The sequence below is a fragment of the Helcococcus sp. KG196 genome (assembly GCF_046035495.1).
GTDB classification, from domain to species: domain Bacteria; phylum Bacillota; class Clostridia; order Tissierellales; family Peptoniphilaceae; genus Helcococcus; species Helcococcus ovis.
In genome coordinates, this window is record NZ_JBFNFI010000008.1 from 36,164 (window position 1) to 50,458 (window position 14,295).

At 26.5% G+C, this 14,295-nt stretch carries 14 protein-coding genes; 3 read left to right on the top strand and 11 right to left on the bottom strand.

Annotation, left to right across the window (positions count from 1 at the left end; genetic code table 11):
- Positions 1-6: 6 nt before the first annotated feature.
- From ABGF45_RS04720 to hflX, 7 genes are all read right to left on the bottom strand, one after another.
- A complete protein-coding gene (locus tag ABGF45_RS04720) occupies positions 7-471 on the bottom strand; it encodes a septum formation initiator family protein (RefSeq protein ID WP_134711731.1) in 465 nt (154 codons plus the stop codon).
- Positions 472-479: 8 nt separating this feature from the next.
- Positions 480-1,412: a 16S rRNA (cytosine(1402)-N(4))-methyltransferase RsmH gene (gene rsmH, locus ABGF45_RS04725; protein ID WP_134711730.1), complete on the bottom strand. Its 933-nt coding sequence runs from the start codon at positions 1,410-1,412 to the stop codon at positions 480-482.
- A gap of 11 nt (positions 1,413-1,423) precedes the next feature.
- Complete coding sequence (gene mraZ / locus ABGF45_RS04730) at positions 1,424-1,855, bottom strand: division/cell wall cluster transcriptional repressor MraZ (protein ID WP_134711729.1); 432 nt, start codon at positions 1,853-1,855, stop codon at positions 1,424-1,426.
- A gap of 244 nt (positions 1,856-2,099) precedes the next feature.
- Positions 2,100-2,876, bottom strand: a complete 777-nt coding sequence (gene lgt / locus ABGF45_RS04735) for a prolipoprotein diacylglyceryl transferase (protein ID WP_134711728.1) — start codon at positions 2,874-2,876, stop codon at positions 2,100-2,102.
- Positions 2,863-3,546 (bottom strand): TIGR01906 family membrane protein, encoded by a 684-nt coding sequence (locus tag ABGF45_RS04740; protein ID WP_134711727.1) that lies wholly within the window; start codon positions 3,544-3,546, stop codon positions 2,863-2,865. Before ABGF45_RS04740 ends, lgt begins: the two co-directional genes overlap by 14 nt.
- Positions 3,543-4,196, bottom strand: a complete 654-nt coding sequence (locus ABGF45_RS04745; protein WP_134744447.1) for a YigZ family protein — start codon at positions 4,194-4,196, stop codon at positions 3,543-3,545. The genes ABGF45_RS04740 and ABGF45_RS04745 overlap by 4 nt, the downstream gene beginning before the upstream one ends.
- Positions 4,186-5,451: a GTPase HflX gene (gene hflX / locus ABGF45_RS04750; RefSeq protein WP_134744448.1), complete on the bottom strand. Its 1,266-nt coding sequence runs from the start codon at positions 5,449-5,451 to the stop codon at positions 4,186-4,188. The genes ABGF45_RS04745 and hflX overlap by 11 nt, the downstream gene beginning before the upstream one ends.
- Before the next feature lie 140 nt (positions 5,452-5,591).
- Here hflX and ABGF45_RS04755 point away from each other — a divergent pair, with 140 nt between their 5' ends.
- Genes ABGF45_RS04755 through ABGF45_RS04765 form a run of 3 tightly spaced genes read left to right on the top strand, consistent with a single transcriptional unit; the run spans position 5,592 to position 10,716 of the window.
- Complete coding sequence (locus tag ABGF45_RS04755) at positions 5,592-8,645, top strand: transglycosylase domain-containing protein (RefSeq protein WP_134744449.1); 3,054 nt, start codon at positions 5,592-5,594, stop codon at positions 8,643-8,645.
- 57 nt (positions 8,646-8,702) lie between these two features.
- Positions 8,703-9,401: a response regulator transcription factor gene (locus ABGF45_RS04760; protein WP_134711723.1), complete on the top strand. Its 699-nt coding sequence runs from the start codon at positions 8,703-8,705 to the stop codon at positions 9,399-9,401.
- Positions 9,388-10,716, top strand: coding sequence for a cell wall metabolism sensor histidine kinase WalK (locus ABGF45_RS04765; RefSeq protein WP_134711722.1), 1,329 nt, complete (start codon positions 9,388-9,390; stop codon positions 10,714-10,716). The genes ABGF45_RS04760 and ABGF45_RS04765 overlap by 14 nt, the downstream gene beginning before the upstream one ends.
- 279 nt (positions 10,717-10,995) lie before the next feature.
- Here the strand turns inward: ABGF45_RS04765 and ABGF45_RS04770 are convergent, their stop codons facing one another.
- From ABGF45_RS04770 to ABGF45_RS04785, 4 genes are all read right to left on the bottom strand, one after another.
- The gene (locus ABGF45_RS04770) at positions 10,996-12,354 is read right to left on the bottom strand and encodes an MATE family efflux transporter (protein WP_134744365.1); all 1,359 of its coding nucleotides are present in this window, start codon (positions 12,352-12,354) and stop codon (positions 10,996-10,998) included.
- On the bottom strand, positions 12,354-13,136 hold the full coding sequence (locus tag ABGF45_RS04775; protein ID WP_134711720.1) for a type III pantothenate kinase: 783 nt from the start codon (positions 13,134-13,136) through the stop codon (positions 12,354-12,356). The genes ABGF45_RS04770 and ABGF45_RS04775 overlap by 1 nt, the downstream gene beginning before the upstream one ends.
- Positions 13,133-13,717 carry an ECF transporter S component gene (locus ABGF45_RS04780; protein WP_134744366.1) on the bottom strand — a complete coding sequence of 195 codons (585 nt, stop codon included), beginning with the start codon at positions 13,715-13,717 and terminating at the stop codon, positions 13,133-13,135. Before ABGF45_RS04780 ends, ABGF45_RS04775 begins: the two co-directional genes overlap by 4 nt.
- A 72-nt stretch (positions 13,718-13,789) precedes the next feature.
- Positions 13,790-14,281 (bottom strand): DUF5673 domain-containing protein, encoded by a 492-nt coding sequence (locus ABGF45_RS04785; RefSeq protein ID WP_134711718.1) that lies wholly within the window; start codon positions 14,279-14,281, stop codon positions 13,790-13,792.
- Between the last annotated feature and the right edge of the window lie 14 nt (positions 14,282-14,295).

A 14,295-nucleotide genomic window follows, 5' to 3' on the forward strand; every position in this document is an offset into this window, starting at 1 on the left:
AAAACCTCATCTAAATATATTTGTTATAATTGATAAAATTGAATTTGTATTACTATTTGATTTTCTTTTCAAATCAAAATCACTTAATACTAATTTTTTATCACTTCCCATGCTATCAACTTTAACAATATTGTCTTTATTTGGATATATCATATCCAGTCTTGATTTAGCAATTGCTTCTATTCTTTTTTTATTTTGTAATGGAGCAGCTATATTTTTTAAGGAATTTTGATCTACTTCTAATGCATCAAGTTTACTTTGCATTACCAAGTTATTACTACTTATGTGTACCATTTCTGAATATCCTGCAATTAAGATAAAAAACAAAACAACAGAAAATATTACATTTATAAACATCATATTATATTTTAATGTTTCAAAATTTATTTTTACTTTACGTTTTGATTTTACTCTAACCCTTCTTATAGAGGTAGTCATACTATTTACTTTTAATTCTCTTAAATTTTCCATATTAGCCTCTATAATTTTTCACAAACTCTTAGTTTTGCAGATCTTGATCTATTATTATTTTTTAATTCTTCTTCAGTTGCTGTAATAGGTCTTTTATTTATAACTTTAATTATTTCTTTTCTATTACATACACATACAGGAAATTCTGAAGGACATGTACATCCTCTTGATAATTCCTTAAAATTATTTTTCACAATTCTATCTTCTAATGAATGAAAAGTTATGATAGCTAACCTTCCACCTTGCTTTAATCTTTCAACTGCTGACTGTATCCCTGTTTCTAAAACATCTAACTCCTTATTTACTTCAATTCTTAATGCTTGAAATATTTTTTTTGCAGGATGTTTATCTACCCTTGCTTTTTTCGGAACTGCTGCTTTAATAATTTCAACCAAATCAAAAGTAGTAACTATCTCTCTATCTTTTCTTGCTTCAATTATGAATTCAGCAATTCTCATTCCCCATTTTTCTTCACCATATTGCCAAAATATTTTTTCAAGATCATCTTTATCGTAATTATTTACTATATATCTAGCTGTCAATTCTTGGTCTTTATCCATTCTCATATCTAATTCAGCATCTTGATGGTATGAAAACCCTCTTTCTTTTTCATCAAGTTGATGAGAAGATACTCCTATATCCATTAAAACTCCATCGACCTTATCGATTGATAATTCGTCAAGAATTTTACCTAAATAAGCATAATTGCATTTTATAAAATAAACTTGATTTTTATATCCTTGTAACCTATTAGACGCAGCTAAAAGTGCTTCTTCATCTTGATCGATAGCAACAAGTCTTCCTTCACTACCCATTCTTTTTAAAATTTCGATAGAATGACCAGCTCCACCAACTGTACAATCAACATATATTCCATTTTCTTTAATATTTAATGCCTCTATTGTTTCTTTTAACAATACAGGTTCGTGATTGAATTTCATAGTCCCTCATCCTATATATCTAAATCTTCAAAATCTTCTGTTATTGAATCATAATCCATTTCTGAACCACTAATATACTCTTCATATTTATTTTTATCCCAAATTTCAATCCTAGAAGATACACCGATTATTGATGCTTCTTTTTCTATTTTTGCATAATCTCTTAAATTCTGTGGTATTACAAAACGTCCTTGTTTATCAAACTCTAATTCTCTAGCAGGTGCATAAAATAATCTTTCGAACTGTCTTGCTTTTTTTGAGGTAAGTTTTAAGTTTTTTGTTTTTTCTTCAAGTCTTTTCCATTCAACTTCATCGTATACGAAGATACAACCTTCCATGCCTTTTGTGACATAAAATTTCACACCAAGCTCTTCTCTAAACTTAGAAGGCATTATAACTCTACCTTTGTCATCTATTGAATGTGTATATTCTCCTATATACATAACTTTCACCACTTTCTACCACTTTATTCCACTTACTCTCCACTTGCTTATATTCTATCCTATTTTATTGTAAATTACAAGATTTTAAATATAAAAAAAAAGATAAAAAATTTTTTTATCTTTTTTTTATATTTTTCCTTTAATTTTTTTTAAAAAAATTTTTTTTATTTATTTCAACACACAATGTAATGTAATAAAAAAAATAGAATACTATATATAGTATTCTATTTAAAAAACTTAAATGTTAAATATTTTTAATATTATAAAAATCTTCTGAATAAAACTTATTTTTATTTGCAAAATAAATTATAATTACCCCTGTGATAATTCCAAAAATTGATACCAATTGAGCAACTCTTATTGGTCCCCACCATAAACTATCAGTTCTTAAAGACTCAACAAAAAATCTTAATATTCCGTAAAAAATCATATACAATGCTGTAAGTTTCCCTGTATTTGGAGATTTTTTTCTATAATAAATAAATAATCCCAAAAATATTAAAAAATTTCCAAGTGACTCATAAAAAAATGTCGGATGATATTTTTGTCCATCAATTATAAGAGCCCAAGGTGCATTAGTTGGTCCCCCATGTGCTTCGTTATTTATAAAATTTCCCCATCTACCAATAGCTTGAGCTAATGGCATAAAAATTGCAACTAAATCAGAAACCTTAAAGAAATTGATTCTTTTAATTTTACTATAAATAAATCCTACTAATACGGCGGCTATTACTCCTCCATGTATTGCTAATCCACCATCTCTAACATTAATCATTTCCCAAATATTATCATATCTTCCAAATTCAAAAATAACATAATATAACCTAGCTCCTATTATAGACGCTGGTAACACCCAAATTGCTATATCATATATTAAATCCGGATTCTCTCCCAATCGTTTTAATTCTCTACTTACAAGATATACTGCTAATATCATTCCTGTAACAATAAGCACACCATACCAGTATACATCTATCCCTAGAAACGAAAATGCTACCCTACTTCCATTATACTGAAACATTTCTTTTACCTCTTTTCTTTACAAAAATAAAAATTATCAAACTTGCTATTACTATACCCATAAACAAAATAAATATCGAAAAAATCTTAAATGCAATACTCATAAAAAATTCCTGTGGTAACATCCTTATCATTATATCTGTTTCAGGATTCAATAACCATAAATCATTATTAAAAAATAATTCATGAAATTTAATAAATGAAGATTCAAAATTAAAATAAACTATACCACCTAATATTAAAAATCCGACTAATATAATTAGTAAATAATTTATTATATATTTTGAATTCTGTACTTTGTCTTCTTTATTGTAATAAACTAAAGTGGAACTAATTATAACTATTACCATCATAATCCTATTAATATTTCTATTAAGATTAAACAATTTATACACATCTTTCATGTGTGAAACTTCTCTATCATTAAAATATTGTTTAATTTCTTTTTCATCCCCGGTTTTTATTTGTCCCTGCAAACTTTTATACATTTTCTCTAAATTATCTTGACTTACTCCAACTTGATTTTTCAAATTATGTTCAATAGAAAAATTTTTGTAAAAATTAAAATCTTCTGAACCGATATTTATTGAAAGTGTAAGTAAAAATAATATTAAAGAAAAAGAAAATAAAACTGTTATTAATTTAGCATATTTTTTACAAAAAATACTCATAAGTCTATAATTTCTCCATTTCTAACTTTTAATAATACTTCATCAATTATTTTAATATCAATATTTGCACTTGTAATTTCAAATAATTGTTCCTTAAATTTTTGATATTTCAAAACACTTATATACATTATATTTTCTATTTTTTCTAAATAATCTCTTTGCTTAATGTAAAAGTTTTGTTCTCCTATATAATTATCAATTTTTCCTAAAAAATTATAATCAAATACAAGTTTAACTTTATAATAATTTTTAAATTCTATAATTTCTGAAACCCTTAAAACATCTGAAACAGCACCTCCATATGCTCTTATAAGACCTGATGCTCCAAGTTTTTTACCACCAAAATATCTTGTAACCACTACACACAAATTAGTTAACTCTTCTTTTTTTAATACTTCCAGCATAGGTATACCTGCTGTTCCCTGAGGTTCACCATCATCATTATACCTTTGTATATTTGAGATATCACCATTTATATATGCTGTACAATTATGAGTAGCATCTCTATACTTTTTACTTATTTTTTCAATAAAAGCTAAAGATTCTTCTTCTGTTTCACAATATTTTATATTAGAAATAAATCTAGATCTATTTATTTCTATTTCACTTGAATATTCATTTAAAATTGATTTATATTCTTTATACTTCATTTTTAATAAACTTTCTATATTTTATTTTCATATTATCATCTAATAATAAATAAGTTTTAATTCCATCTGCTTCAAACTTTTCGTCTTTTTTTAATGAAAAAGGAACTAGTTTTTTTATTTTATCATAATCTGAATAGGATACAAAAACTTCATAAATTGAATAATCTCCAAATAATAGATTTTCTATCTTTTTAATTAATCTTTCTATATCATTTTCATCCATTGCAGAAATGTAAATTTCATTATCAACTTTTTTATAAAACCTAAAATCAGGATTTTTATCCATTTTATTAAAGACATATAAAATATTTTTTCCGCTCAAATCCATATCTGCCAATATATCTTCTGTCGCTTTAATCTGTATTTCATAATCATAATTTGATGCATCAACAACAATTAAAACTAAATTAGAATCTCTTACTTCCTCCAAAGTAGATTTAAAAGATTCTACCAATTTTGTAGGTAAATCAGAAATAAATCCTACAGTATCAGTGATTATAATATCTTTACCATTTAACAATTTAATTTTTCTTGCAGATGTATCTAAAGTTGCAAATAATAAATCATCTGAATATACTTTTTTTACATTCTCTGCATATTTTTCACTTATTGTATTTAATAACGTTGATTTCCCAGCATTTGAATAACCAATTAAAGAAACTATCGGTATACTGGAATTTAATCTTTTTCTCTTTTCTACAATACGTTTATTTTCTATATTTTTTAATTTATTCTTTATGGAATTTATTTCCATTTGAACCGATCTTCTATCTATTTCAAGTTTTTGTTCCCCGGGTCCTCTTGTCCCAATACCTGCACCTTCTCTAGAAAGATAATTTCTAAATCCGACTAATCTAGGCAATCTATACTCTAATTGTGCAAGTTTAATCTGAAGCTTAGATTCATTAGTTCTAGCTCTAGTTGCAAATATATCTAAAATTAATCCCGTTCTATCTACAATTTTTTTATTAATCACATCTTCAAGATTTTTCATTTGGGAGCCAGTAAGCTCATTATTAAAAATAACTGTATCTATTTCAAGATTTTGAACCATTTCTGCTAATTCTTGTGCTTTACCGGATCCAATATAATATTTAGAATTAATTTCTTTTAAATTTTGTACTACACTTGCTACAAACTCAGAATTTGAAGCCCTTACTAGCTCTTTTAACTCAAAAATTCTTGATTCTAATTGACTTTCTGTATATTTATTGTTTAAGTTTACATCAACTATTATTACTTTTTCTTTTTTCATTTTAAACCACCTTAATTCATTATAACAAATAAGTAAGAATGTGTATATTTTAATTATTCGGGTATTATGTTATAATATAATAGAAAATATTTAAACACAAGAATTTAATATAAATATGTTAAATTTCCAAGGAGTAAAATATGAAGAAAAAAATATCTGATATTCCTACATCCATGTTAAAAATAATAGTGCAAATTATTTTATTATTTGTATTAGTTATAGGAATACTAGTAATTACAGTTGGAGCGATGCTTGGAGTTTCAATAATTAAAGTTGCTGAAAATTCTCCAAAAATCAATCCTAAAAATATTTCATTAAATTTAAATCAAAATTCTAATATTTTAGATAGAGATGGTAATTTAATTGAATCAATAGCGTTTGATGAATACAGAGAAATTATAAGTATAAAAGATGTACCAAAATCTCTAAAAGATGCATTTATAAGTTTAGAAGATGAAAGATTTGAAACACATAGAGGAGTAGATCCGAAAAGTGTTATAAGATCATTTTTTACAAATATTACATCCGGCGGGATATCTCAAGGTGGATCAACAATTACACAACAACTTATAAAAAATGTTTATTTAACAAATGAAGTAAGCTGGGAAAGAAAAATACAGGAAATGTATCTTGCATTAGGTGTTGAAAAACAAATAAGTAAAGATGAAATTCTTGAAGGATACTTAAATAGAGTATTCTTAGGACAAAATTCTTATGGTGTTGAAGCGGCATCTCAAACCTATTTTTCAAAGTCTGCAAAAGATTTAAATATTGCTCAATCGGCTGCTATTGCTTCAATTGTTCAAGCTCCATCAAACTATAGTCTATTTTATGCGTATAGTCCTGCTGATGTGCCTAAGGATGCAAAAACTGCTGGGACATATAGACTACAAGGAGTGGAATATGTTGCAGTTTTAAATGATTCAATACTTGATAGAAAAAATTTCACATTGAAAAAAATGTATAATTTAGGCAAAATTACTAAAAAAGAATATGATGAGGCAATAAAATTTGATTTGCTGGGAAGCGTTAAACCCGGTTCAAAAGAGAATAAACAATACGCAACCGCTATTTCTTCTCTAATTAAATCACAAGCAATAGACATTATAATGAAAACTCAAGATATGAAATATGAAGAAGCAAAAAATCTTCTTTATACCGGTGGTCTTGACATAACAACTACTATTGATTGGAATGCCCAAAAAAAATTAGAAGAAACTTATAATGATTTTGCAAATATATTTAGCTATCAAACAAATGGAGGTCCCCTATTCGGAGACATTAAATTCGATAATTTGGGAGATATTATAAATTCAGATAAAAATAAATTATATTATAAGAAGTCAAATCTTTTAACTGACAAAGAAGAATTATATATCCCATCAGGATGGTATGAATTTGATAAAGATAAAAACTTAATTTTTTCATCATCAGGACTAGCTAAAATTAATAATGGTATATATATAAAACCATTTTATAAAATAAGCGATGATAATCAATTATATACATTTAGGATTTCAAATATAGAAATAAAAAATGATTATCTAAAAGAAATAAATGACGAAAAATTTATGATAAAAAAAGAATTTTTTGAAAATGTTAAAGATTTTTACAATATTAAAAATGACAATTTAGTTATAAATAAAAAGTACTATTCAGTTGAAAAAAATGGTACAGTACAACCCCAATCTTCAACAGTTGTATTAGATAGTAAAACAGCAGAGGTAGTAGCAATGGTAGCTAAAAGAGGAAATAGTACAGATGACACAATTGATAGGGCTACAAATTTCTTCAGACAACCTGTATCTTCAATAAAACCGCTAGCTGTTTATGCACCTGCTATTGAAGAAGGCCGTACATTAGCAACTCCTGTTGATGACACGCCTTATCAATTGATAGGTAATCAACCATGGCCTGTTAACTACGACAATATTTATAGAGGTATTGTAACAACAAGAGATGCATTAAAGGAATCACTAAACCCTCCTGCCGTTAAAATCTTAGGAGAAGATTTAGGTGTAAGCAAATCATTACCATATCTTGAAAAATTAGGATTAATAGATAAAGAACATCCAGATAAAGATACATTTGTCAGTGCGGAGGAAAATCCAAATGAGAATGACGAAAGACCTGCAATGGGTATAGGTTCAGTAGTTGAAGGATTTAGTGTATTCAAAATGGCAAATGCATATCAAACATTTGCAAATAATGGTGAAAGAATACCTGCATCAATCATATCAAAAATTGAAAAACCTAAAGTTGGTTTAATTTATAAAAACGAATATAAACCAATAAAAGTATTTTCTAAAGAAACAAATTTTTTAATTACAGATGTACTAAAAGGTATTGTAAATGATTTTGATTACCATAATGATGCACTAAATAAAAATGGTATTGATACAGCAGGAAAAACCGGTACAAATAATGACAATGCGGATTTTTGGTTTGCAGGTTTTAATCCATATTATACATCTGCTACATGGATAGGTTTTGATAATAATAATCTACACATGTACGGTAAGTCAGCAAACTTGACATCATTTTACGGTAATTTTATGAATAAACTACTAGATGGAAAGGAAGCTAAAAAATTTGAAAAACCTAAAAATATTATAAAAGTAAAAGTAAGCAAAGTTGACGGATTACTTCCATCGAAATATACAGCTCTTGACCCAAGAGGAAATATGGTATATACAGAATATTTTAAAAAAGGTACTGAACCTAAAAAAGTATCAAATGCTCATGTATTGGTAAATATAGATAAAAGAAATAATTTACTTGCAGCTGATAATGCACCTTTAGGTATTGTAGAAAAAAGAGTATTTATAAACAGACCAATCCCATATAATCCTAGAGAATTCAATAATATTATTCCTCAAGATTGGGCTTACTTAGTACCGACAAAATATTCTAATTTACCACTAGTAATACAACCTGAAGTTAAAAAACTCCCTGATGGAAGTGTTGTTATTACAACAATTAAACCAAATGGAGATAATGAAGTAATAACTACAAAACCGGATGGTACTGTAATTACCCAAACAACTACAAAAGATGGTAAAGTAACTACAAACATAAAAAAAGGAACCACTAATAACAAACCGGATCAAAATCCGGAAGATAATAAAGAAACTCAAAAAGAAACTCAAAAAGAAAACAATTTAAACACAAGAAGGTCTATTCTTGATTTTTAGAATTTTATTTAGCTGCTACAAAATGTAGCAGCTAAATTTATAAAATTGGAGGTTAATATGAAATACAAAATACTAATAGTTGAAGACGAACCCGGCATTGCAAGAATGGAAAAATCATATTTAGAAAAAAATGGATTTTATGCAGAAATTGCACAAGATGGTTCTGAAGCAATTGATAAATTTTATAAAAATAATTTTGATTTAATAATTTTAGATCTTATGATACCTAAATTAAGTGGTGAAAAAGTATTGGAATTAGTTAGAGAAACCTCTAAAATTCCTGTAATTTTAGTGACAGCTAAAGTAAATGAAGATGACATAATTAAAGGACTTAAATCAGGTGCTGATGACTATGTTAGAAAACCTTTTTCAGCATTAGAATTAGTTGAGAGAGTGAAAGCAGTATTAAGAAGAACTGAAACTATACATAACAATGAAATTATAACTACAAATGATGGAAAACTTAAAATTGATATAACCAATAATAGAGTATTAAAAAATAATGAGGAAGTTGCTTTAACAAAAAATGAGTTAATGATTATTCTTACATTATACAAAAACCCGTCAAAAACATTTACAAGAAATGAAATAATTGAAATAGCATTTGGATATGAATATGATGCATTTGACAGAGCTGTTGATACTCATATCAAAAATATTAGAGCAAAAATTGAAGATAATCCAAGAAATCCAATATATATTAAAACAATATATGGATTAGGATATAAAGCTGGAGATACTAATGAATCTAGGTAAAAAATTAAATATTACGTTTATTTCTTTATTAATTTTTGTTCTAATGATTTCAGCATTCACATCAATATATACATTTGATAATACATTAAAATATTATCTTAGAAATCAAAGACAAACTGAATTTAATCAAATAAAAGATGATATTACCGAAATAATAAAAAGTCAAAATGGCTTAAATCCATTTCTATTGGAATTATATTCAAAAAATAAGGGAATTTTGATTAAATATTATAATAATGAAAAAAAACTTTTACTACAATATGACAATTTAGATTATAAAAATAATAAAAATCTAAAAAATAATGATATAGTTAAATCTTCATATAATATAATAAATTCCAATAATGAAATTGCCGGTACATTAGAAGTATCATACATAGACAATGTTTATTCTTACAATAAAATTATGAATGTATTTCAATCAGATATAATTACCCAGTATGTGGTTATTTTCATTATTTCTATTATAATCGCAACAATATTGATTGTACTACTAAGTAAAAATATCACTATACCTATAAAAGAAATTCAAGATAAAACTAAAAAATTAATAGAGAAAAAATATGTAAGTTCTGAAAAAAAATATGATATATATGAACTAGATGAATTATCTGATAATATAAACTATTTATCAAAATCCTTAAAAATGCAAGAACAATATAGAATTGACTATTCCCATGATATAGCACATGAATTAAGAACTCCTATAACAAATTTAATTCTTCATTTAGAAGCTATTAAAGATGAAATTATTGATGCAGATAAAGAAACTATTTCAATGCTTTTATCTGAAACTAGAAGAATTAGTTCTATGATAGATAATTTGGAAATAACATTTAATAAAAAAGAAAACTTTAATGAGTTAAAAATTGAAGATTTTGATATAGTAAATTTATTAGAAACCGTATCTTCAAGTTTTGAGCCTCTACTGAAAGAAAAAAATATAAAATTAGTTAAAAATTTTGATAAAAGTAAAATAATAAATTCTGATTATGATAAACTTACACAGGTAGTAGCAAATATAATATCAAATGCAATTAAAGCAAGTAATGAAAATGGAACAATTCAAATCATATTTCAATCATTTTCAAATCGAGATGTTATAACAATATCTGATAATGGAATTGGGATAAGTAAAGATGATCTACCTCATATTTTCGAAAGATTTTACAGGGTAGATAATGTTAGAAATACAAAAGTAAGTGGTCAAGGATTAGGATTAGCAATAACTAAGACATATGTTGAACTACTAGGATTTAAAATAGATGTAAATTCTGAATTAGGTAAAGGTACAGATTTTACAATTACAATGTAAAAAACTTAAAAAGGGCTGTTGCAAAATAACTAAAGATGTTATTTTGTAATAGCTTTTTCTTTTTAATTGAAGTTTCAATCGAAACATTTATACACTTTAGAAATTGAATTTGTCCCGTTATTTAAATTAAAATTTAAGCATGGTATATTATTTTTGCTTTTCATATTAATATTATACCTAAAAACAAGCCCTAGATGTTGAAATCTAGGGCTTGTTTTATTTTTATTAATTTTTTGTAATTTAAAAGCTATTTTTTATTTTTCAACATCCCTTTTTTTATTATTCAAATACTTTTTCAACTTTTTGTTTTTCCTTTATTAATATAATGTATGCAAATATTCCCTTAAAAATTGAAGAAATTGTCATTGCAATCCAAATTCCATAAAATTGATAATGTGGCATAAGTGCTAGAGCCATTGGTATTCTTAAAATATTAAATATCATTGAAACAACTGCTGGAGATTTAGTTTCTCCAAGACCATTAAGTACGCCTGCAATTCCTATTTCCATAGCCATAAATAATTGTGACATTCCTAAAATTAGTAAATAAGAAGCACCTATCACAATAGTATCAGATTCATTTGGAATAAATAAGCTAAATAAACGATATCTAAATGTTATCAATACAAATGTCCCGATAACTCCTATTCCAAATACAATTTTTAATGATGTACTAATTACCCTATTTAATCTTTTATGTAATCTTGCTCCAAAATTTTGTCCTACAAAACCTATTATGGCTCCTTGTAGTCCTTCTGTTGTCATCCATGTTATTGATTCAATAATAGCTCCTACTGATGCGACAGCCATTGGCTTTGTCCCATAAAATGAAGTATATCTTGCTAAAGTTAAAGAAATAATTGCATGGGTAATACTCATAAGTCCAGCTGGAAAACCCTTTTTAAATTTAATCGATAAATCCTTAAAAGATACCACACCTTGAAATATTCCTTCATAAATTTCATTTTTAGTCCTGAAGATATCAACTAATAAAATTACTAAAACCACAAATTGTGAAAATACTGAAGCATATGCTGCTCCTGCTATACTCATTGATGGAATTGGACCAAATCCAAAAATTAATATAGGATCTAATAAAATATTTATTACCAACCCTACAACATTAGCAACAAATGGATAAAAACTATTTCCCAAGCTATTATAAATATTTGAAAACAACATATTTAATCCTGTAAAAATAAATCCGTATGAAAATATTGTAAGATAAGTTATAGCAAGGCCTGAAACTTTTGAATTTAGATTATAGATTCCTATTAAATTTTCAGCAAAAATATTTATTAATAAGGAATATGCCAACACTATTAAAAATAATAAAACAATACCGTTTTTTATTGTATTTTTTAATCTATTTTTATTATTTGAACCATATTCATGAGCAACAAATATACTTGTTCCCACTCTTGAAATTCCTATTAATGCACTAGCAATCCAAACAAAAAAATGAGCCGATCCCGATGCTGCCACCGAATCGGACCCCAATCTGCCTAACCATGCTGCATCTGTCATATTGTAAGCCATGTTTACAAAAGATGTAGCCATCAAAGGAGCACTTAATAATACTAATTTTTTTAGAATACTTCCCTCAAGTAAATTAAGTTTTGTCTTTGATTTTTTCATTAAGCCTTCCTTTTTGTTTTTTCATATATAAGTCTCATACCTTCCAGTGTAATATCCTTATCTATATCTGTAATATACTTAGACATTTGTGAAATCAAATTAGAATACCCACCAGTACCTATTATAGACGTATCTTCCTTTGTAACGCCTAAATCTTTAAGAATTTGCTCTATTATATTATCAACTAAACCAACATAACCATAAACTAAACCGGATTTAATAGCTTCTTCCGTTGTCTTTCCGATTGATGATTTCGGTATATCAAACTCAACTTTAGGTAACTTTGATGTTTTTTCAAAAAGAGCATTAGAAGCAATATTCATACCAGGTGCAATTGCTCCTCCTAAATATTCTCCTTTTGAACTAACAACATCAAATGTTATAGCTGTTCCCATATCAATTAATATTGCCGGTAACTCATAATGCTCAATCATTGCAACAGAATTTGCAATCCTGTCTGCTCCTACCTCTTTTGGATTTTCATATTTAATAGGCATGCCGGTTCTAGTATTTTCTCCAATCACAATAGGTTCATGACTTAAATATTTTTTACACATAAGTTTAAATGTATGCTGTAGTGTTGGAACCACTGAACCAATAATTACATCCTCAATATCATTTACTGATATACCTTCATGTAATAAAATCGATTCAATTTGTGACCCATATTCATCCATCGTTTTTGTCTGTCTAGTTTCCAATCTCCAACTATTGATTTTTTTATCTTGTTTATAAATACCTAATACAACATTGGTATTTCCAATATCTATGATTAATATCATAAAATTCCTCTTTTATCTAGTTTTAATAAAATTGTAGCTACCGGAATTACAATCGCAATACATACAAGCATCTCAATAATTCCTTGACCACCTGCAATACCTAGTAAAACATTAAACGCATTTTGCCCCGCTCTATTTGTCACTTCTAAATATCTTTGTGCATAAATTATATAAATTAACCCCAAAACTCCTGCTGTATTTGTCATTGAACCAATACCAGCAGCTAAACCTGCGGAAATGCTATCATTTTTTAATAATTTCTTTATAAAAATAAAGCTATAGCCTGAAAATATACCTATTAAAACTCTAGGCCCTATTGCTATAATTGGATTCATAAATAAAAACGATGCTGGTGTTGGTCTTAAAAAAGCATTCGCCATCGATGAAAGTCCAAATATAAGTCCTATAATAGCCCCCATTTTTGGTCCCTTAACTATTGCTAAAATAATTACAGGCACATGAATAATTGTTGCGTTTACTAATCCAATTGGTATAAAACCAATACCTGGCACTGCTGTCATAATTATAATTATTGACGTTAAAATTCCTAATAAAGTAATGTTTTGTGTTTTGTTATTCATTTTTCCTCCGATCTAGTTCTTAAAAGATACCAGTCATTTTAATTTTTTTATTTTTTTATTTTTTTATTTTTTTTATTTTTTTAATTTATATTTTCTAAATAAATTTTCAACCTCTTTGATGTCTTTCTTTGCAATCCTTAAAAGGCCTTGTTTTTCCTCAAAATCTTTTTTAAATCTTACTAAAAGTTCCCCCCTTTCAACATCAAATCCCCATTTTTTAACTTCATGCCATTCAACAAATTTTCCATCAATTACAAATCCGTTTTCAGCGAAAACATTTGGATATGTATATTCAACTCCTAATATTAAAATTAATATTAACATTATTACACCTGAAATAATTTGTCCAGTGATTATATTATAAATTCCAAATCCGGTAATTAAAAATGTTAATAAAATCATTATTTTATTTACATCTTTTCTAAATCTAAAAATTTGTCCTTTTGCACTTTTTGCAGCAACATGTTGTTTATAAAATTTATAGATAAAAAACATAATCAATCCACCATATAAAATATATATAAATGAATTAATCCCTCCTTGCTGAGTTTGAGTTAAAAACATATTATTCTCCTTTA